Here is a 20,682-nt window from a genome sequence, read left to right as displayed (position 1 = left end):
AGGAAGGTGATTTTATGAGGATTTATCAAGGGAAACTGATAGGGAAAGGACTGAGATTTGCTATCGTCGTTTCCCGCTTCAATGAGGCTATAACTAAAAAGTTGCTTGAGGGAGCTTTGGATTGCCTCATCCGCCACGATGTTCAGGAGGATGATATAGATGTCCTTTGGACGCCGGGCTCCTTTGAGATACCTGTTACAGCCAAAAAATTGGCGAGCTTGGGGAAATATGATGCAATTATCTGCCTTGGCTGTCTTATCAGGGGAGATACTCCTCATTTTGATTTTCTATCAGCTGAGGTTACAAAGGGAGTGGCACAGGTGGCTTTAGAGTATTCCCTTCCCGTCGTCTTCGGCATCTTGACAGCAGATACGCTCGAGCAAGCCATAGAGAGGAGCGGAGCAAAGCAAGGGAATAAAGGATTTCAAGCGGCGCTTTCAGCGCTTGAGATGGCAAATCTATTTAAGGAGATGAGTAAATGAGGAAATTTCTCATTACACTATCTTATCTTGCCGTGTTTTTGCTTGGTTTCCTTCTCTGTTTCCATCTTTACACGAGGATGCTGGAGAAGCAAACGGTAAGCATCTCGCCGAGTTCAATCCCAATAAGGATTAAAGGGGAAAGCCCGTTCGTTGCAGCGGTGAGCAAAGCTGGCCCTGCTGTCGTAAACATAGACACAACTTATCAACCGTCTTCCTCACTCTTTGGTCTCTTCTTTGGGGAAGAACCCGATATAATCCCTCCCGCTGGGAAAGGTTCTGGTGTAATCATACGACCTGATGGTCTCGTCCTCACGAATTATCATGTAATAAGTGGAGCTCGCTCAATAAAAGTGACTCTCGTTGATGGTAGACAATTCACTGCCAAAGTCGTTGGCTCCGACCCTCAATCGGATATAGCCCTTCTTCGCATAAAGGGGGATAATTTCCCCTATCTCCAGCTTGGTAATTCAAGCAGTTTGAAAGTAGGGGATTGGGTTATCGCTATCGGTAATCCGTTCGGGCTTTCCAATACCGCAACAGTTGGGATAGTGAGCGCGATAAGGAAGGGACCATTTAGGGTAGAGGGGAAGATTCTCGCAGCCCACACGCTCATCCAAACAGACGCGGCGATAAACAAGGGCAATAGCGGGGGAGCGCTCGTTAATTTAGCTGGTGAATTGGTTGGAATATGCACAGCCATTCTCACTCCCCCAATGGAGGAAGGGAATGTAGGTATAGGCTTTGCCATCGCTGTAGATGCCATCAAGAACTTAATCCCGGAGCTGGAGGAGAAGGGGAGAGTCGCACACGCTTGGCTGGGCATCCGCTACAGAAGCCTTGATAGGTCCACAAAGATTATGCTAAACCTCCCTCAACAGCTTAAGGGCGCGTTTATTGAGAGCGTAATAGAGGGAAGCCCAGCGGAGAAGGCTGGTTTGAAGCCGGGAGATATAATCGTGAGAATGGATGATAAAGAGGTCAAGGAGGCTGACGATGTGGTGGAAACTATGCTTAAGAAGAAGGTAGGGGAAGAGCTTGTATTGAGGGTTTGGCGAGGTGGACAGGAAATCACTTTGAGAGCTAAGTTGGGCGAGCAGCCGCCTTCTTTTTAGCTAAAACTCTTCCCCGTAAATTTGTCCCACTACACTGCTGTAGCCTTCCACTCTGATAATCTTCCATCTCTTCCTTTCCTTCTTCAAATAAACATCAACTGATAAGGGGAGGACCAGGGGTTGAAACATATCCTCCATTTGGATTAGGAGGGTGCATTTCAATCTCCCCAAGGCATCGGGAGGAGTAATAGCGAGCTGGATATCTTCTATCGTCAAGTCCAGAATGATAGCCCGGTTGAGTTCTCTTTTAATGTTTCGCTTTATATCCCAAAAGGTGATGCCGAAATCATCGTGGTAATTTGGAGAGATGAGGGAAAGAAGGAGAGATGCGTCTTTAGTTCTTATTCCCACTACCCCTTTTTGGAACACTTGCATAATCGCTTCTCTATCTGATAGAGGTTTAGGTCTGAAAAATAGGTAGCATATGAGGGAGAGAAGGACGAAGAAAACGACGAGAAAGAATTTAAATTTTCTCATATAAAGAAGATTATAACTTTTGATTTAGATTTTGTAGTAAAAAGTGTGGGGATAGGAAAGTTGCGGAAATCAATTCCCTTGGAGTCCCAAATGTTATGGAATTATACAAATCCTACTAAAAATCGTTATAATTATTATAAGAGGTCGGGGCGTGGCTCAGAGGTAAGAGCGCCTGGTTCGGGACCAGGAGGTCGGAGGTTCAAATCCTCTCGCCCCGACCAGTTAATTTTACCTGGGAGTAGCTGGTTGAGTTCCCGGCGTCGTGCTTGGTGCAGCTACACGAAATCGCAAAAATCTGCTATCAATAGCCTGCGCTCCGCTTAACAGCTCGCAAAGAGCGGTAAAAGTTCCTTCTCTCATCGGTAGGAGGTATAACTGCAAGTTGAAACTTTGCCCAGCGGGAATAGGTGAAGGGAGCCAAAAGTAGAAGGAATCGCCTCGCACATCCGTGTTCACCATCGGCGCTGTGCTTTGCAAACGAAAGTTGGTCAAAAAAGCATAGGGGAATCTGATGGCGAGGTTCTCTAAGGGTTGTTTCCCCGTGTTATTCAGCTGGATATTGAGCAGGAAATAGGAGCCACGAATAATCTGTTGAGGGAAAACGATATTTAGTTCCCATTCCCTTGTTGCTCTGCCTGCGCGCAGGAAGATTCCCCAGAGAAGTAAGACAAGAACAACAGCGGAAGCAACGCTCACTCCAAGTGTGCGGGCTACCCTTCTTCTCAAACGCTCCTCCCCCACTATCAGACGGGAACGGAAAAGGTCGCAACCTGCGGGAATAGTGTCAGGGTCGGTGATTGCCTGTATCTCCATCTGAAGGGGATGTATGCACTCCAATGTTCTGGGATTGAAAAAGCGGCAATAGCGGCAGCATATCAAGTTTGTTCCGCATTTTGAACAGAGTGGGAAAGGATGCACACCCTCAGCATTGAGAGTGCCACAGTTAGGGCATTTGTACATTCTTGGCATAATTTTCACCCTCCACGGCAATTATACAATAAAACCGAGAAATTTGCAATAAAATTTAAAAAGGGTTATAATTATCATTATGAGAAAGAGTGGGAAATACCCCACTCTTCTTATTTAAAAGGAAAGAAAAGCTATGCAGGTAGAAGAACTTCTTAGAGCAGTCAGAGAATTGGAGAAGGAGAGAAACCTCCCTCGTGAGGTGCTTGTGGATATCATAAAGCAGGCAATCATCCGTGCTTACCACAAGCACTGTGGAGAGGAGGGCAATCTCCGTGTGGAGATTGATTTTAACACCGCTGGGGTGAAAATCTTTACTCATAAAATCGTTGTGGAGAAAGCAACTGATAAGTCCATTGAGATATCCCTTGAGGAAGCAAGGAAGATAAAGCCAAATGCGAGGATAGGAGAGGTCATAGAGATAAATGTTACGCCGAAGGAGTTCGGCAGGATAGCGGCTCAGACGGCGAAAAATGTCCTTCTACAAAGGATAAGGGAGGTGGAGAATCGCCTTGTAAGGGAGGAATGCGCTCGTTATCTGGAGAAGGTAACAACCGGCATCGTCTTGCGAAGGGACGGCAAGGTCGTGCATATGAGGGTGGGAAGAGCTGAGGCTATTCTCCCTCCCGGAGAACAGGTTCCCCGTGAGCACTATCATCCAAACGATAGATTTAAGGTGTATGTCCTCAGGACAGAGGAGACCTCAAGGGGGCTCAGGCTCGTTGTCTCTCGTTCCCATCCCAATTTAGTTAAAGGGTTATTTGAAATAGAGGTTCCCGAGATAGCGGCGGGAATCGTGGAGATAAAGGGGATAGCAAGGGAGCCGGGCTCCCGCACAAAGTTAGCCATATACTCCAAAAACCCCCGTGTTGACCCCATTGGAACCTGTGTTGGACCGAGAGGGGCGAGAGTTCAATCGGTGGTGAATGAGTTGAGGGGCGAGAAGATAGATTTGGTTCGCTGGAGCCCCGATATGAGGGAATATATAGCGAATGCCCTAAGCCCAGCAAAGGTGAAAGAGGTATATCTTTTTGAGGAGGAAAAAAGGGCTCTCGTAGTCGTTCCCGAGGAACATCTTTCCTTAGCTATCGGGAGAGAGGGACAAAATGTGAGATTAGCGGTTAAGTTAATTGGCTGGCACATTGATATAAGAAGCGAGGAAAGGGAAGAGATAGAGAAGGTGGAGATTCCTGCGAGGGAGGAAACAAATGGAGCCGATTAGAACCTGTATAGGCTGTGGTAAAAAATTCCCCAAGAGCGCCCTTATCAGGATTGGCAGGACGAAGGAGGGAAGAATAGAGGTAGGTATAAGGGAAGGGAGAGGTGCATATGTATGCTATAACGATGAGTGCATTAAGAGGGCGCTTAAAGGGGATAGACTGGCAAAAGCTTTGAAGATAAAGGGCGAAATACCCCCTTCTATCTCTCAGCGGCTCCTTAAAGAGATTGAGGTGATGTCAATTGGCAAGTGATATAGTAAAGAAATTAGCTAAGGAAATGAAGGTTGACGAGGATAGCATCCTCTGGTCAGTGGAGCAGCTTTCTCTCTCGCCTGATTCCTTGGGCGAAGAGGAAGTAGAGCTTATAAAGGAGTTCATAAAGGAAAGAGCTCTTCCTATTACTCCCAACACTACTGTCAAGGAATTCGCGGATAAGCTCTCCATTGCCCCCACATCTCTCCTGACCGATTTGCTTGAGGCGGGGGTGCCCCTTAATCTGAATCAAGTCATAGACTTAGACCTTGCCAGGAGGTTGGCAAGGGAGAGGGGCTTCATAGTCATTTTGGAGGAAGAGAAAGAGGTTGAAGAGAAGAAGGAAGTGGGACAGCCTCGCCCGCCCGTCGTAACCGTCCTTGGGCATGTTGACCATGGTAAAACCACCTTGCTTGACGCTATAAGGGAGACTAAGGTGGCGGATTCGGAGGCGGGAGGTATCACTCAAAAGATCGGTGCCTATCAGGTAGAGGTTGACGGAAAGAAAATAACATTCATAGATACGCCCGGACACGAGGCTTTCACCGCTATGAGGGCGAGGGGGGCACAGGTAACGGATATCGCGGTTTTGGTGGTTGCAGCGGATGACGGAGTTATGCCGCAAACGATTGAGGCTATTAATCACGCAAGGGCAGCCAATGTCCCGATACTCGTTGCCATAAATAAGATAGACAAACCGGATGCGAATGTTGATTTGGTGAAGAGGCAATTGGCGGAGGTGGGGTTGATTCCCGAGGAATGGGGTGGTGATACGATATGTGTCCCAATCTCCGCTTTGAGGAGAGAGGGGCTTGACGAGCTTTTGGAGATGCTTCTTCTTCTTGCTGAGATAAAAGAGCTTCGGGCGAACCCGAGGGCAAAAGCAAAGGGAACGGTAATAGAATCCCGCCTTGACCCGGCAAGGGGACCGATTGCAACCGTTATTGTGCAGGACGGAACCCTAAGGGTAGGAGACCCTATAGTCGCTGGCAGCACTTATGGGAGGGTAAGGGCGATGTTCAATGAGTGGGGAAAGCAATTGAAGGAGGCTCCACCCTCTACACCGGTTGAGATAATGGGGCTGAACGACCTACCTGAAGCGGGAGATAAATTTGAGGTAATGGATTCGGAAAGGGAGGCAAAAGAGATAGCCGAGGCGAGAAGGGAAGAGAAGGAAGCCGCTGCGGTTGCCCCCGTGCGAAGGGTGAGCTTGGATACCCTTTATGAAAGCCTTCAAAGGGAGGAAGAGAAGGAGCTCCGCCTCGTGATAAAGGCAAATTCCCAAGGTGCTTTGGAAGCAGTAAAGCAAGCCCTTGAATCTTTGAAGCAGGAGGAAGCGAAGATAAACATCATTCATAGCGGCATCGGAAACATCTCGGAAAGCGATGTGCTTCTCGCCTCGGTGGCGAATGCGATAGTCATTGGTTTCGGTTGTAAGGCGGATGCGAAGGCAAGGAAAGCTGCCGAGCGCGAGAAGGTGGATGTTAGGGTTTACAAGATAATTTATGAGCTAATAGATGAAGTGAGAGCTGCTTTGCTCGGTCTTTTGACCCCAGTGGAGATGGAGGTATCGCTGGGGAAGGCGGAGGTAAGAGCGCTTTTCCGCTTGCCAGACGGTAAGGTAGCGGCGGGTTGCTATGTTAGGGAAGGAAAGCTGGTGAGAGGGGAAATGGTGAGGGTTTGGCGAGGGGAGGCTGTTATTCACGAGGGAGAGTTGAGTTCCTTGAGAAGGTTCAAAAACGATGTGCGGGAGGTGGCAGAGGGATTTGAATGTGGTGTCCTTTTAGAGGACTTTAAAGATTTCCAAGAAGGCGATATAATAGAGTGTTTCACTAAGCAGAGGGTAGCCCAGAACGTTTAAAGAGGAAAGAAATGACAATCGGTCTATTGAGGATTGAATTGTTCATAGTAGATGCCAACAATTTGAAGGATAAGAGGGGGGTTATGCGAAGTATGGTTGATAACCTTAGGAGAAGGTTCAATATCTCTGTTATTGAGGAGGGGAACACCAAGTGGAGGAGGGCAATTATCAGCATAGCCCATTTGTCCTCAAATAGAGGAAGATGCAATGGAACACTGAATAAAATCGTTGATTATATAAGGGAAAACCCGAGAGTAGAGATAATAAATTATTCAATAGAATTACTTTAGGAGGTTTAAGTTAGATGAGACCACGCAGACTTTTTCGGCTGAGGGAACTATTTATTGAGGAGTTGAGTAATGTGATTCACGATAAGGTTAAGGACCCAAGGCTTGGGTTTGTAACCGTCACGGATGTGGAGATATCCAGCGATTTGGAGCATGCAAAGGTCTATGTCAGCGTGCTTGAGGAAGGCGAGGTTGCGAAAAAGACCATAGAGGGCTTGGAAAATGCTGCCGGCTTTATCAGATACGAACTGAAGAAAAGAATAAAAAATCTTCGCACATTCCCTTCCCTCAGCTTCCATCTTGATGAATCGTTGAAGAGAGGTTCGCAGGTGATAGAAGCTCTTAACAAACTCCAAGAGGATGAGAAATCTTAAAAAAGCTATAGAGATAATTCATCAAGCGAATACTATCTGTATAGCTTGCCACGAAAATCCCGATGGCGATGCCATTGCCAGCCTTGTAGCTCTCGGCAGGAGCTTAACGAAATTGGGAAAGGATGTTTCTCTCCTAAGCCCAGATGGAGTTCCATCAAATCTCGCATTCCTCACTGATTCCCAAAGCATCAAAACTTTTCTTCCCCCTTACCCTTTTGACCTCCTCATTTTAGTTGATGCGGAATCCCCAAGAAGGTTGGGAAAGTTGCAAGCCCCCGAAAGCAAAAACCTCTTGATATTAGACCATCACCCTCCCTCCCACGACAATGCCTTAAAAATAGTTGATGTAAAAGCATCCTCAACTGCTGAGTTGGTCTACGAATTTATAAAAAAGCTCTCAATACCCTTTGATTCCCAGATAATAGAGGCGATTCTCGTGGGAATTATCTCAGATACAGGTGGTTTGCGTTTGCCCAACACTACACCCAAGACCCTGAGAATCGTAGCAAAACTTATGGAAAGCGGTGGTAGCCTTATAGATATATACAGAAAATTATACGAGGAAAGGGAAGAAGGGTATATCAAGGTTCTCGGAGAAGTTCTATTGAGAGCAAGGAGGCTTTGGGATGGGAAGATAATCCTCTCTTATATCAAAGCCTCCGATAGGGAGAGATATGGAATGGAGGAAAAGGATTTGGAGGGAATAATAGATTATCTGCGTGTTCTAAAGGGATGGGAGGTAATTTTCCTATTGAGGGAGACCAACCATGGGGTGAAGGTAAGCATTCGGTCTCGTTTTTTGGATGCGGGCAAATTCGCGAAAATCTTCGGTGGTGGTGGGCATAAAGAGGCGGCAGGATGCAACATCTCTCTTCCCCTTGAGGAAGCCGAGAAGAAGCTCTTGGAGGAATTGAGGAAATGGATGGAGTGCTGAATATCTACAAGCATCCCGGACCGACCTCCCATGATATCGTTGATATGGCGAGAAGGGCGCTCAATATGAAGAAGATAGGGCATGCCGGTACCCTAGACCCCTTGGCGGAAGGAGTTCTCATTCTCTGTATAGGGAAAGGAACCCGTCTCAGCGATTATTTATCTGAATTGCCCAAGGAATATCTCGCGGAGATAACCTTCGGCATCACGACCTCGACTTATGACGCCGAGGGCGAGATAACTTCTAAGTGCGATAAGGAGGTCTTTGAGGAAGAGGTTAGGGAAGTTCTCAATGAATTCGTGGGCGAGATAGAGCAAGTTCCTCCACCCTCATCGGCAATACGCTACAAAGGGAAAAGGCTTTACGAATATGCAAGGGAAGGAATACCCGTGGAGCCTCCACCCAGAAGGGTTACAATCTATAGCTTGGAGCTCGTGGATTTCAATAAAGCGGAAAGAAAGGGGATTTTTCGCATAAATTGCTCCAAAGGGACATATATAAGAGCACTTGCAAGGGATATAGGGGAAAAGATAGGGACTGGGGCATATCTTTCCAAACTAATAAGAACGAGGGTGGGACCTTTCAGCGCAGAGGAGGCGCTTCCCGCGAGCGAGCTTAAAAGGGAGAATAGCTCTGTAATAAAGGGAAAAATCATGCCCTTAGTTGATGCGCTTCCTCATTTTCCCCTTTATATGGTTGACCATAAGCAGGCGTTTAGGATTTCCACAGGTGCCTATCTTCCAATCAAGCGCAATCTCTTCCCGCTTGGTAAATACATCAGAGTCGTGAGCCCAGATAGACAGCTGATAAGCATTGCGAAGGTAGAGGTGAAGGAAGGACAATTTTATTTGAAGCCTGAGAAGGTATTTGCATATGAGTGGTAGAACGATTGTTCCGGGGACCTTTGACGGCGTTCATCTCGGTCATCTGTTCTTGTTAGAGAAGGCGAAGGAAATCGCATGCGGAGCGGTCACTGTCCTGACTTTCCATCCTCATCCCCTTATTTTTCTCGGCGAGAAAAGGGAGGATTTCCTTTTAACCACTCCCAAGGAAAAAGAAGAATTTTTGAAATACGCGGGGGTGGAAGAAATAATAACATTGCCTTTCGATTCGAAATTGAGGGAGATGACGGCTGAGCACTTTTTCCGGGAAATCCTCATAGAAATGCTATCGGCGAAGAAGATAATTGTAGGGGAGGACTTTCGTTTTGGACGAGGACGAGAAGGAGATGTGGAGGAGCTTCTAAATCTGGGAGAATTATATGATGTTGAGGTCTTCATTTGCCCTCCCTTCAAGATAAACGGAGAGGAGGTTAAAAGCGAAAGAATAAGAAATTTGTTGAAAATGGGGGAAGTAAAAAGGGCAAAGGAGATGCTTGGGAGGTTTTACTCGCTACGAGGGATGGTTGTAAAGGGAAAGGGATTAGGGAGGAAAATAGGCTATCCAACGGCGAACTTGGAGGTTGCAAGGGAAAAATTATTGCCAGCGAAGGGAATATATGCGGTAAAGGGAAAGGTAAGGGGAGAAATTCACGACGCCATCTGCTATATAGGCGACAGTCCAACCGTATCTGAAGGCGGTAAGCTCTCGGTGGAAGTTCACATATTCGGGATGGAAAGGGAGTTGGCTGGTGAGGAGTTAGAGGTCTTCTTTATAGAGAGGATAAGGGAAGAACGGAAATTTCCCTCTTTGAAAGAATTAGTGGAACAGATTGGAGAGGACATAAGAGAGGCCCAACGAATCCTCGCATCCTATTGAAGCATTTTCAGCAAACTTTTGCTTTCCAAGAGGTATTTCTCTATTTCCTTTTCCTCAACATAAGTGAATCTCTCCATTACCTCTTTCCATTGCCTGTAGTTGGAGAGATATTCCTCAAATTGTTTTACAGCTTCCTCAATAATCCTCTTGGCTTCCCTGGGATTCTTTCGTAAAGTCATCTTTCCCAATTCTAATTTGGCGATAGGATAAGCGGGTTCCTTGAAGAATGCTATCGGCTTCGTCGCCTCATATTGGCTATTCTCTATCTCCAAAATCTTTAAGAAAATCTCTCTCGCTTCGTTAATTTTCCCCTCTTCTAAAAGAAGTTGCCCTAGAGCAAGATAGGCGGGAAGGGAGTGAGGGTCAACCTCTACAGTCTTCCTGAACCATCTCTCCGCTTCCTTTTTATTTCCGAGAGAAAGGAATACCTTTCCCAATTGATAGAAATTGGGAGGATAGGGATATAGACGCAGGGATTCTTTCATGAGTTTAATTCCCTCTTTATCCCCCTTTTTGACCCTCATCAATCCCAAATACCATCTTGCCTCTCCATTGAAGGGGGCAAAACGCAACGATAATTTCAAGCACTCCTCTGCCCTCCAGGGGTCAACTTTCGTTGAACGCTTAGCGGTTTCAAGGTAGTGATTTGAAATGGATAAATCAAGGGCGAAAATGAGAAATAGCAAGGGGAAAACGGCGAGCCCCCTTCCCAGCTTTTTCCCTCTCAATTCTATTAGGGAGCAAGCGAGCCCGGAAAGAAGGAAGAGGGTGAAGAAATTCGCCATAATCTGCCAATCGTAATCAACTAAGGAATGGAGGGAGGAGGCGAAAATTCCGCTTAAAAGAGCGCCCAAGAGGAGTGCCTCTTCCTTGGGGAGGTCGGGATGGCGTTTGTGGATATGATATGCCAAGAGGAATAGAAAGCAAAGGAGGGCAAGCAATCCTTGAATGCCGATTTCGCTTGCGAATTGAAGATAGGAGTTATGAGCCATCCTGCTGAAGCCACCTATTGCATAGCGAGGATATATGAGCTCAAATGTTCCCGCACCCCAGCCAATCGGCTTTGTCTTTATCATCTCCTTAGCCGATTTCCAGAGGAGGGTGCGGAAAGCACCCGATTGGGCTTCCTCTACTCCTCCGCCGCCTGCGACCCTCCGACCAAGGGGTTTGATGAACTCTCCGAAGTAAGCGAGCAGAAAGACCAAAAGAAGGAGAGGCACGGCTTTTTTCAAGAAGAGGGGAAAGGTTTTCAGCCTGATTATAACGATGAAAAAGAAAACTAAGGCGCCAGCGAAGGCTATGAAGCCTCCTCTCGAGCCGGTAAGGAAGAGGGCGATTAGCTGGGCGAAGAGGAGAAAGCCGATGATTAGGTTGCCTTTTTCAAGCAAAAGAAATAGGGCAAGAATGGGAAAGATTGTCGTGGCCAGGAAGCCAGCCAATATGTTTGGATTGATGAAAGTTGAGAAGATGCGCCAGGTCGGGTCTCCCATAATGAAGCGGGCACGAAGGTATTCAGAGATTCCATACAGGGAGACGAAGCCCGAGGATAGGGTAAGGGCAATAAGAACTTTCTTTGTATCCTCTCGGCTCAAGCTAAGAGCAAGGGGGAAAACGGATAAGGAGGCGATTATGCGAAGAGATTCATTTGCTGAGAGGTATTTGTCTGATGACCAAAAGATGGAAAGGAGGGAAAAGAAAGCGAAAGCGACGAGGGGATAGAGAAGGAAGGAAGAGGATATTTCGCTTTTTAGTAAAAGGACGAAGAGGGCAAGGAAGATGAGTATTTGAGGGAGGTAAAAGGCTATGGATTTAGGGATAAAAATCCCTGCACCGCTTATCGCGGGAATGAAAAGGGCAAGAATAATAAGGATAAAAACGCCTGTTATCCTCAATTTTAAGGAAATTATAAAACCTCTTAGGTTTATTTGCAAAATTAATATAGCCACATAGGAACTGTTCTCTATTGCCCCAAACTCATTAGGAAAATTTACAGATTTTTCAATTTTTTAACATGGTATATAAAAAAGGCAAAATAGGGAGAGAGCAAAATTTTCTCCTATGTTCTTTCCATCCTTGCATATCTTCTCTTTGCGAAGAGCATCAAGAGATAGGCGAGCAAGAGAAGCAAAATTACATTCACAACCCAGAAGGGCAGGGGGACGGATTTATAGGGGACGAATTCATTGAGAGGTTTCCCGGGGGAGCCTAAGGTAAAGAAACTTTGTTGTTCGGTCATTGTTGAGAGCAACCCCGCTGCGGGATTGAGATAGAGTATTCCCGAGAGGTAGGGAAGGTTTCCTCCCGGGGTATGGCGAGAGGCGAGATAATCTTCAATGAATAATGTTCCTATTAGAAGAAATAAGATGATTCCGTAAGTGATTGCAATGGCGCTGGCGGTTCTCCTTGAGACGGAGGAGAAAAATAGAGCCAGGGCGCTGAAGAAAAGGGAGGAAATGAGGATGATGATAAATGAGAGGAGGAATTGTTTGCCTTCTATTCCGCCTACTGTGAAGGCGAGGAAGAAAAGGGGAAGCGTGGTTGCGAGGAGAAGAGCAGAGAAAAGAAAGGAGGAGAGTACCTTGCCGAAAATGACCGAAGATGGTTTGAGGGGTGAAACCAAGAGAAAGGCAAGGGTTTTCTGCTCCCTCTCTCCAGTAATAGAGCCGCTGGAGAAGGCGGGAGAGACAATGGAAACAAAGCCCAACAAGCTGAATAGGAGCCCCGCGAAGGCAGTGCTATTTTCCGACCAGGGGGTTTCCGATTTGAGAACGAAATAATAGATGGGAAGGAAAACAAAGAGAAAGAAGGTGAGGAAGAGAATATGAACTAAAAAGCTCCTCTTCCCTTTAGCGCGTGCACGCATCTCTCTTGTTAAAACTGGATTGTTAAACCTCATCACTGGGTCTCTCCTTTTGTAATCCTCATAAATATATCCGTTAAGGTTATCTCCCTGCTTGGAGCGAAGGAAACGACTTTCACTCCTTCCCTAACCAATTCCCCCAAGAGCTCGGCCAAGGCGGATTCGCTCCCCTGAAAATCCACCTCCCAACCCTTTTCCCACTCCCTTATCCCTATGATTTGAGGATTGTTTTTCACTATTCTTTCACCTATCTCCTTTCCTTCTATAACCTCAATTCTTATCGTTCTAAATCCCTTTACTTTTTCCTCCAGCTTATCCATTCTCTCGGAGATTAGAAGTTTTCCCTTCTCTATTATCCCAACCTTATCGCATATGCTTCCAATCTCAGGGAGGATATGAGAGGAAATGAATATTGTTTTTCCCTCGCGGGCAAGCTCTTTGAGAAGTTGGAGGACTTCCGTTCTCGCCCTTGGGTCCATCCCCGAGGCAGGCTCGTCCAAAAGCAGGAGTGGTGGGTCGTGGACAATCGCCCTCGCTAAGCAGAGCTTCTGCCTCATCCCCCGGGAGAGCGATTCCACTTCGTCGTCCTTTTTATGCGTGAGCTCAAACATCTCAAGAAGTTCATCTATCCTCTTCTTCTTTTTCTCGCCCTCCAATCCGTAGGCTGAGCAGAAGAAATCAAGATACTCCCAAACGCTCATATCGTGATACACGCCGTAAAAGTCGGGCATATAACCAATCAGCCATTTCACCTTTTCCTTATCCCTCACAACGCTATAACCGTTAACGAAAGCATCTCCAGATGTGGGTTTAAGAACTGTGGCTATTATATCAATAGTGGTGGTTTTCCCCGCCCCATTTGGTCCAACGAACCCATAAACGATTCCCTCCTCAACCTCAAACTCAAGGTTGTCTATTGCCCTAAGCTTTCCGTAATCCTTCGTCAATCCCTTTACAGAGAGCATGTCCTCACCCTCCTTTCGGTATCCCGTAAACCGTGATATTGGAGATGTTGACTTTCTGAAAGATGAAAGAGAACTCCTGCTCCAATGTCGCGAATATATAGCTTCCCCACATCAGATAATCATCTGGCTTATCCAGTTCTATCCTCAAATGACCGGGGATTTTCTGCTTCTTAATTTTTTGCACTTCATATGTCTTTTTAGCCTTTCTCAGTAAAAGCGATATATCCGTGCGTCCCTCACTATCAAGCTCTATATCCATAACAATCTTGCTGAACTTCACTCCGTTTATAGTTGATAAGAAGTTGAGATGGAAGGTTGAGAAGAATTGGAACGGAAACCCTTCCCATAAGGATAGACGCTGAAGATGAGAGATAACCTCTGCTGCCTCCGCGGTTGGTGGTAGGGGAAGGAAAGGTATGCAGAGGAAAGGAACCTTTGAGGGCAATTTCTTAACGGGCAAAAGGATGTGTTGAGCATAAACCGTGCTTCTATCTTGAAGGCGAGGATTGGGCTCTATCTCGACAAGGGAGGTTGTTTCCTCTCCCTCCCAGAGGAGGACGCAGCTTGTCAGCTTCTCCCTTCCAGTTTGATAAAGAGGCATTCCAGAAGGGGTTAGCCTCAATAATTCCTCAAGATAATAATAAAGGCTCCCGCGCTTCATTCCTTCAAGGGAGGAGAAGCCGTTGATGTTAAAGGATATATCCCTTCTTTCCCCGCTTTTCAAATCCCCCAACCGTTGAGCTCTTTGAGAGAAAATCAGATAAACATCCCTTATTGGTTTGTCGGAGCGGTTCTCTATCCATCCTTTTATTTCGTCTCCCTCCAAGTAGAGCGAAGCTTCAATCTGGCTATTTCCCTCTCTCCATTGAACATATTCGCAAGTCCTCATTCCCCAGCGAGGAACAAGCATGTTTTTCGCTATCTTCAAACCATCTTCCAAATAAAAATCTGCCCACTGCTGACCACAGGTATCCATTTCCTGGACGATGATGTCCTTCTCCCTAAATTTAAGGGAGAAATTTTTAGAGGAAGGGGAATAAATGCCGAAGACAGAGGATTGGTTGAATAGCTTTGTTCCGGGATAGTATTGGATAAGTGTAAGCTGCTTAACCAAAGTCCTTCTTTCCTTCTTGAAGCAGCCAACCAAAAATATAGCAAGACAGATGATGAAAATAGTGGTAAGCATAGTTATCCAATAGTAACTCGTTTTTCTCTTTATACGCAATCCGAAGTATATGGAAGGGATGAGGACATATACGAAAATTAGGCAGAAAAGGAGAAAGGTGCGGAAATTGAAGCTTTTTATTTTATTTACAGAGGTGGGAGAGAGAGCCCATTCTTTTAACTCAGAGAACGGGAAAGGTTCCCAATTCGTGAGGAAGGTAGCTCGTCTTGAGGATGGAGGAGGGAAAAGATAAAGAAGTCCTTGCCAATTATCAAAGGGCTTTTCCCAGGGTTTAAAAGCGAGGTAGGAGACAACTCCCCAACTGAAGGGACGCTCAACGAGGAGAGGATATCCGCTTTCCTCCCATTTAACATAGCCGATGGGGGTTCCGGGGTAAATAGTTAATGACGGAGTTCCAATGGGAACTTGAATCATAGGGAGGGAAGGAAGATGAACCGTCCTTATATTCCTAACCGGTAAAAGGGATTGGGTGAATTCACCTACCTCTTTAGTCAAACTTTCGTCTCCCACTATAATTATCCTCCCTCCCAACGCCAACCACTTCATTAGATTTCTCTTTTGCTCTGCAGTAAGCTTATCAAGGATACTTCCTTCTGCGAGGAGTAGCTCTACCCCGGAAAGGGCTCTCCAATCGTCGGGTACATCCTTTAAATCTATGCCGATGAGAGAGGGAAGAGAAGGAATTTCTCTTGCCGGCAAAATAAGTTGAAGCGGCTCCTCTTGAATTACTCCGATAGGAAGAGGACGAGAGAGGAGGATTTTTCCTTTTTCCGAGAAAAGGGAAATCTTTGCCCTTCTGCTAAGCCTTTCCCCAGCCACGTAACAAAATGTTTTTGTCGCGCCGCTCGCTAACTCAACTTTCTGCAGAATGCCTTCCTTGAATCCGACAAATCCTCTGAAGGTGGATGGACTACTGTTGGTTAACTTTATCCAAATCAAGGCGTAAGGAGACCGAGAACAGACAACGCCCTTAAAGCCGACTTGCAAATCCATTGAAACAGCCACTTTCCCCCAAGCAAAGGGGTAGAGGGCGAGAAAGGGAAAAATTAAATAAAGTCTCCTCATTTCCATTCCTCCTTTAGCCAAATCTAAGGGGAAGCGAAATGAGGGTTTTGAGGAACCATACGAGGATGAGATAACTGATGGAGAAGAGGAAGACGAAAGCGAGCTTGGCTCTATCTATTGGGCAGAAGAACCAAGTGGAATAGCCGGCTTCTTTCAACTCGTTGAAGAGTTTCCTGTCTTCCTCATACACCCTGCTCAATGCAATGCCTCCCCATATAGAGCCGATAAACAGCAAACCAAAGAAGATGGTATTGGACAAGTCGGGGTGGGAATGGGAAATTTCGCTCAAAACCGTTGAAAGCAAGACCAAAAAGACCGCCCCAAAAATGGAGGCTAAAGCGAACAACAAAACGCTAAGAAATCTTTTAGCCGCATAATTTTTCTTATGCAGAATTTTGATTGTTTCTTTTACATCTTCTTTAATTTCTTCCTTTGTCTGTAGGGAAGCTACTAATATTATCACAGCTACAAGGGTGAAGACATTAGCGAAGCCGAGGGCGAGAAGAGGGAAGGGTTTATTGCGCAAGAAGGGAAAAAGGATTAGCCCCATAATACAACTAGCAAGGCAGGAGGCGATTATCAGGATTAAGAGGGTGGTGAAATAAGGTTGTTTCGCGATGAATTTGGCGTAGCGAATATGGAATGGAGCCGGATGGGGATTTATCCAGAGGTCGGAGGTGAAGGCGGAAGCGGGCGCATTTATGGAAATCTTTGTGCACTCATCCGGTCTGTTCCACTCTCCCAGGAATTCCCTTATCGGTTGGAGCTCGCTTTCGCTTAATAGCCCTGGTTCATAATATTCGCCTGTTAGATATTCAATTGTGGCGTAATCCTTTATCTCGGGGGAAAGTTGAACTGAATTGAATCTCGTTATGAATATTGAAACGGGAATTTCCTTTCTTCCATAGACGCTTGTGGGGTAGAGGGGATAAAAGATTTTTGAGGAGGGGAATTTAACATAAATAGCTCTTGCCCTTTCCTTCTCTTTATAAAATGAGCTTTTAAGCCAAGTTATAATGAAGGTATAATCCTTTCCGATGTAATAATCCAAAACGGGGATTGCTCCTCTTGTGATATGTAAGCCCTTTCTTTTTAGATAATCGTAGAGGGAATTGGCATCTTTGGCGGTCACTTTTTCCGCTACTGCTCCTCCCTTCTCAATGTGTTGATAAACATTTACGCCTGGACCCTTTCCCAAGGAAGAATCTCCTAAAATAGGAATTTTGCTCTTTTTAGACACAGCGTATAAATCGGGAAATAAAAAAAGGAAAATAGGGAGTGTGTAGATTTGGTTGAGGTAAAGATAAGCGGTTGAGCTTTCAAGCTTTTCCAATGCTTGCCCCCTGACTTCTTTTCCACCGAAATCGGGAAGACCGTTAAGGATTTGTAAGTTGACCTTCTCTGGTTCCGATGGTATGGGGAAGAGCCAGTATATGTCTTTCTCGTTTCCTTTCGTAGTTATGGTTATAATCAGCTTCTCTATTCCTTTTCCGTGATTTATGAAGGCGACCTGGGAGGTTTCATCAACCAAGCTCCAGCGATGAAAATGTGTGAGGGATATAGCCATACCATCTCCGAAAGCTAAGGGTAAGAGGAAAAGCAAGGAAAAAACATAGATGCTTTTCCTCATCGCTCTAACAACGCTCGCCATTAATTTACCTCCCTTCATTCTCTCCACCGATTCCATTGTAGATTGATGGTAAAATCTTGTCAATTTCCTTGGTATTTATTTGACGCAATGAGATAATAAAAAGTTAGCAAGGTTTTCTTGACGAATGGACAATTTGGGTTATTATATTATAATGAGGACCGCGGGGTGGAGCAGCCAGGTAGCTCGTCGGGCTCATAACCCGGAGGTCGCGGGTTCGAATCCCGCCCCCGCTCCCATTTTTTATTTGAAACCCTTCCAACCCAAATCACCCCATTAATATTTGCTATTGACAGATTGATATACCCCATTAAAATTATTATCGGTTATCCTTTCAAAAGGAGGGTTCCAAAATGAAAAAGCTTGCATTGATTGTTTTGGTGCTTATTGTTTTAATGGCATACGCCCAAGGTGTGAAAATAACCTCGCCTAAGGAGGGTGAAACGGTGCATGGTGAGGTGCCAATTAGCATTGAAGCTGAGAGGGGATATGCTAACGTTTATATTGACGGAGAGTTTTTCGCCGCCGTAAATCTACCGGGCACTTTTGTATGGAATACGAATGCTCCCTATGGACTTAATAATACCACTGTTAAAGATGGCGAACATACAATCACAGTAAGGGTTTATGATGGGCAGGAGATGATAGGGGAAGCCCAAGTAAAGATAACCGTTAAGAACAAAGTGGATTTCCCTATGGGTGAGGGGGTGAAGCTTTCCTACAAGTATAAGGAAGGGGAAGAACATAGCTGGGTTACCAAGGCGTCCCGAGAGGGAGTAGACTTGGAGCTTCAGTGGAGGGAAATCTGTGATGAAATACTTAAGCCGAAGGATTCACCCCCCATCATTCTTCTCACGAACAGAGTGGAAAGCGGTAAGCTGGTTTATCAAGGAGGGTTGACGACCAATTATCCTAATGCGGGCAAGTATTTCTTCCTAAATATTTATCCAAACGGTGAGGAGGCGGACATTCTCTCCGCTTTGACAAGGACATCTCGCGCGGCGCGCTTGGCGGGTCCTACAACGACAACCAATCCGTTTGGTTGGGGGCAGTTGAGGATATCCTTCCCTGATAAAGAAGTGAAGATAGGTGAGGAATGGGAGTCCTCAATAATATTCGTTGCCGATATAGAGAGCGGGGAACCTCGCATCACCATAGCAAAACATAAGATTGAAGATGTGGTTTATGTCAAAAATTATGCCTGTTTTAAGATAAAATCCACCTACGAGTGGCGAGGGGAAATCTCCACAGGAACCCAGACGGGAGGTATGCCATTCGGAATGTCGGGGATGGGACCTGGAGCGATGCCAGGAATGGGTCCAGGTGCAATGCCGGGTATGATGATGCCCGGAATGATGCAAGGAATGACGAGAAGCGCAGGTGCCCAACAAACATCCGCTCTGCAGTCTTCGGGTCAGCAGGCAGGTCCTCAGGGCGCAATGCCTTTTGGAATGATGGGCGCCATGCAGGGTAGAGTAGGTGGAACATCCGTCAATGTGACGGGCGAGAGGACCACATACTTCGCTATAGCGGAGGGGAAGATTGTAAAGGTTGAGGAGGAGGTAAAGGTAACTCCGAGGTTAGGGCGAGGTGAAACCCAGCAAGGAGTTATGCCTGGCATGATGTCTGGCTTTGCGGGACCTGGCGGAATGACGCCGGGAATGATGCCGGGATTTATGGGACCTGGCGGAATGGGAGCTGGCTCAATGAGACCTGGCGGGATGACGCCTGGTATGATGCCCGGCTCGACGGGACCTGGTGGGATGCCACCAGGCATGATGCCGGGAGCGATGGGACCTGGCGGAATGGGTCCCGGAGGAATGCCCCCTGGAATGATGCCCGGCTCAACGCAACCTGGGGGAATGGGGTCTGGTGGGACGGCGCCTGGATTTATGGGACCTGGCGGAATGACGCCGGGAATGATGCCGGGATTTATGGGACCTGGCGGAATGGGTCCTGGAGGGATGGGGTCCGCTGGAATGGGTATGCCGTTTTTTGCAGGTGGCTCACCTGCTTCCCCAACGGGAAGAGCTGTTGGTCCCATGATGGCTCCGCAGGTTGGCGTCTCAGCTACTACTTCCTACACGCTCAAAATCACATCTGAAATGATTAAATGAATTTTAGCGTTAGGCTTCCGCAGATTGTTTTCGGAAGAGGAAAGCTTGCGGAAGCTTCTATATTTTGTGAACAACTTGGTAAGAAAGGATTCATCGTAACAGGGAGAGCATCCGCTAAAAAAAGCGGTGCGCTGGAGAGCTTACTTGTATCTTTATCGCAAAGAGGTATAGAGGCAACTATATTTTCTGTTAAACCCGAACCATCCGTTGAGGATGTTGACAGAGCGAGGGAATTGGCAAAGGGAAGTGATTTTATAATCGGGCTCGGGGGCGGAAGTGCCTTAGATGCAGCGAAAGCAACCGCTGGTTTAATTAATGAAAGATATCCAACTTCCCGTTTCCTCTTTTCTGAAGCGGAGATAACCCAACCTCCCCTACCCATCGTCGCCATTCCCACAACAGCAGGGACGGGAAGTGAAGTGACTCAGGTCAGCGTTTTGATTGGGGAGAAGGACGGTAAAAGGATAAAAAGCTCTATCCATCATCCCAATCTCCTCCCCCGCTACGCGATTTTAGACCCTAGTCTCACTTTAACCTGTCCACCTTCCCTCACAGCCTCAGCGGGAGCCGATGCCCTCTCCCATTGCGTTGAGTCTTTCTTTTCCAGCTCCGCCCATCCCTTATCTGATGCGATAGCTATGCAGGGAATTAACCTAATTTTGAAGAATCTGAAGAGGGCCGTTGAGGAAGGGGATTATGGAAGCCGGGAAGGAATGCTTCTCGGAAGTCTAATGGGAGGGATAGCCCTTTCACTTGCCCATTTAGGAGCTGTCCATGCCCTTGCCCATTCCTTAGGTGCCCTGAAGGGAATTCCGCACGGTGTAGCCTGCGGAATATTTCTTCCAAGCGTTTTGCGATTTAACCTCCCGTGTATAGAGGAAAAAATGGAGATTTTATCCCGAAATCTTGGCATTTCCCCTAAATCCTTTGTGGAAGAGATAAGTTCTCTTTTAGCTTCAATAGGGATTCCCAATAATTTGAGGGATGTGGGGGTAAAAGGGGAAGAAGTAGAGGTAATCGTCAAGGGATGTGCATATTCCCGCTCTCTGAAATATAATCCGAGAAAAGCCTCTCAGGAGGACCTTCTCTCAATAGTTCAATCTCTTTTGTGAGAGACT

Annotated in this window: 19 protein-coding genes and 2 tRNA genes; 14 read left to right on the top strand and 7 right to left on the bottom strand. The window is 46.4% G+C overall.

Annotation, left to right across the window (positions count from 1 at the left end; genetic code table 11):
- Positions 1–14: 14 nt before the first annotated feature.
- Positions 15–482 carry a 6,7-dimethyl-8-ribityllumazine synthase gene (locus H5T88_01875; protein ID MBC7329086.1) on the top strand — a complete coding sequence of 156 codons (468 nt, stop codon included), beginning with the start codon at positions 15–17 and terminating at the stop codon, positions 480–482.
- Positions 479–1,594 (top strand): trypsin-like peptidase domain-containing protein, encoded by a 1,116-nt coding sequence (locus tag H5T88_01870; protein MBC7329085.1) that lies wholly within the window; start codon positions 479–481, stop codon positions 1,592–1,594. Before H5T88_01875 ends, H5T88_01870 begins: the two co-directional genes overlap by 4 nt.
- On the opposite strand, the gene H5T88_01865 is transcribed toward H5T88_01870, so the two are convergent.
- On the bottom strand, positions 1,595–2,071 hold the full coding sequence (locus H5T88_01865) for a hypothetical protein (GenBank protein ID MBC7329084.1): 477 nt from the start codon (positions 2,069–2,071) through the stop codon (positions 1,595–1,597).
- Positions 2,072–2,216: 145 nt separating this feature from the next.
- Between H5T88_01865 and H5T88_01860 the strand changes: the two genes are divergently transcribed.
- Positions 2,217–2,292 (top strand) — tRNA-Pro (locus H5T88_01860).
- A 7-nt stretch (positions 2,293–2,299) separates the two neighbouring features.
- Here the strand turns inward: H5T88_01860 and H5T88_01855 are convergent.
- Positions 2,300–3,040 carry a hypothetical protein gene (locus H5T88_01855; GenBank protein MBC7329083.1) on the bottom strand — a complete coding sequence of 247 codons (741 nt, stop codon included), beginning with the start codon at positions 3,038–3,040 and terminating at the stop codon, positions 2,300–2,302.
- 133 nt (positions 3,041–3,173) lie between these two features.
- Here H5T88_01855 and nusA point away from each other — a divergent pair, with 133 nt between their 5' ends.
- From nusA to H5T88_01815, 8 genes are read left to right on the top strand one after another with little or no spacing between them, the layout of a single operon-like run.
- The gene (gene nusA / locus H5T88_01850) at positions 3,174–4,259 is read left to right on the top strand and encodes a transcription termination/antitermination protein NusA (protein ID MBC7329082.1); all 1,086 of its coding nucleotides are present in this window, start codon (positions 3,174–3,176) and stop codon (positions 4,257–4,259) included.
- On the top strand, positions 4,246–4,509 hold the full coding sequence (locus H5T88_01845) for a YlxR family protein (GenBank protein ID MBC7329081.1): 264 nt from the start codon (positions 4,246–4,248) through the stop codon (positions 4,507–4,509). Before nusA ends, H5T88_01845 begins: the two co-directional genes overlap by 14 nt.
- On the top strand, positions 4,499–6,370 hold the full coding sequence (gene infB / locus H5T88_01840) for a translation initiation factor IF-2 (protein ID MBC7329080.1): 1,872 nt from the start codon (positions 4,499–4,501) through the stop codon (positions 6,368–6,370). The genes H5T88_01845 and infB overlap by 11 nt, the downstream gene beginning before the upstream one ends.
- Positions 6,371–6,381: 11 nt before the next feature.
- Entirely contained in the window at positions 6,382–6,660 is a 279-nt protein-coding gene (locus H5T88_01835) for a DUF503 domain-containing protein (protein ID MBC7329079.1), read from the top strand.
- 14 nt (positions 6,661–6,674) lie between these two features.
- On the top strand, positions 6,675–7,031 hold the full coding sequence (rbfA, locus tag H5T88_01830; protein ID MBC7329078.1) for a 30S ribosome-binding factor RbfA: 357 nt from the start codon (positions 6,675–6,677) through the stop codon (positions 7,029–7,031).
- A complete protein-coding gene (locus H5T88_01825) occupies positions 7,018–7,965 on the top strand; it encodes a bifunctional oligoribonuclease/PAP phosphatase NrnA (protein ID MBC7329077.1) in 948 nt (315 codons plus the stop codon). Before rbfA ends, H5T88_01825 begins: the two co-directional genes overlap by 14 nt.
- Entirely contained in the window at positions 7,950–8,849 is a 900-nt protein-coding gene (gene truB, locus H5T88_01820) for a tRNA pseudouridine(55) synthase TruB (protein MBC7329076.1), read from the top strand. Before H5T88_01825 ends, truB begins: the two co-directional genes overlap by 16 nt.
- The gene (locus tag H5T88_01815) at positions 8,839–9,723 is read left to right on the top strand and encodes a bifunctional riboflavin kinase/FAD synthetase (protein MBC7329075.1); all 885 of its coding nucleotides are present in this window, start codon (positions 8,839–8,841) and stop codon (positions 9,721–9,723) included. The genes truB and H5T88_01815 overlap by 11 nt, the downstream gene beginning before the upstream one ends.
- On the opposite strand, the gene H5T88_01810 is transcribed toward H5T88_01815, so the two are convergent.
- From H5T88_01810 to H5T88_01790, 5 genes are all read right to left on the bottom strand, one after another.
- A complete protein-coding gene (locus H5T88_01810) occupies positions 9,717–11,615 on the bottom strand; it encodes an O-antigen ligase family protein (GenBank protein ID MBC7329074.1) in 1,899 nt (632 codons plus the stop codon). The two genes, H5T88_01815 and H5T88_01810, sit on opposite strands and share 7 nt — an antisense overlap.
- Before the next feature lie 164 nt (positions 11,616–11,779).
- Positions 11,780–12,619: an ABC transporter permease subunit gene (locus tag H5T88_01805; protein MBC7329073.1), complete on the bottom strand. Its 840-nt coding sequence runs from the start codon at positions 12,617–12,619 to the stop codon at positions 11,780–11,782.
- The gene (locus H5T88_01800) at positions 12,619–13,548 is read right to left on the bottom strand and encodes an ABC transporter ATP-binding protein (GenBank protein ID MBC7329072.1); all 930 of its coding nucleotides are present in this window, start codon (positions 13,546–13,548) and stop codon (positions 12,619–12,621) included. Before H5T88_01800 ends, H5T88_01805 begins: the two co-directional genes overlap by 1 nt.
- Before the next feature lie 4 nt (positions 13,549–13,552).
- A complete protein-coding gene (locus H5T88_01795; GenBank protein ID MBC7329071.1) occupies positions 13,553–15,799 on the bottom strand; it encodes a hypothetical protein in 2,247 nt (748 codons plus the stop codon).
- Positions 15,800–15,812: 13 nt separating this feature from the next.
- The gene (locus H5T88_01790; GenBank protein MBC7329070.1) at positions 15,813–17,450 is read right to left on the bottom strand and encodes a hypothetical protein; all 1,638 of its coding nucleotides are present in this window, start codon (positions 17,448–17,450) and stop codon (positions 15,813–15,815) included.
- 159 nt (positions 17,451–17,609) lie between these two features.
- Here H5T88_01790 and H5T88_01785 point away from each other — a divergent pair.
- The 3 genes from H5T88_01785 (at position 17,610) to H5T88_01775 (ending at position 20,676) form a co-directional block, all read left to right on the top strand.
- A tRNA-Met gene (locus H5T88_01785) sits at positions 17,610–17,686 on the top strand.
- Positions 17,687–17,800: 114 nt separating this feature from the next.
- Complete coding sequence (locus tag H5T88_01780) at positions 17,801–19,564, top strand: Ig-like domain-containing protein (protein MBC7329069.1); 1,764 nt, start codon at positions 17,801–17,803, stop codon at positions 19,562–19,564.
- Positions 19,561–20,676 carry an iron-containing alcohol dehydrogenase gene (locus H5T88_01775; GenBank protein MBC7329068.1) on the top strand — a complete coding sequence of 372 codons (1,116 nt, stop codon included), beginning with the start codon at positions 19,561–19,563 and terminating at the stop codon, positions 20,674–20,676. The genes H5T88_01780 and H5T88_01775 overlap by 4 nt, the downstream gene beginning before the upstream one ends.
- The last annotated feature ends 6 nt before the right edge of the window (positions 20,677–20,682 follow it).

The sequence above is a fragment of the bacterium genome (genome assembly GCA_014360495.1).
Taxonomy (GTDB): Bacteria; Armatimonadota; JACIXR01; order JACIXR01; family JACIXR01; genus JACIXR01.
This window is presented reverse-complemented; position numbering and strand designations above follow the sequence as displayed.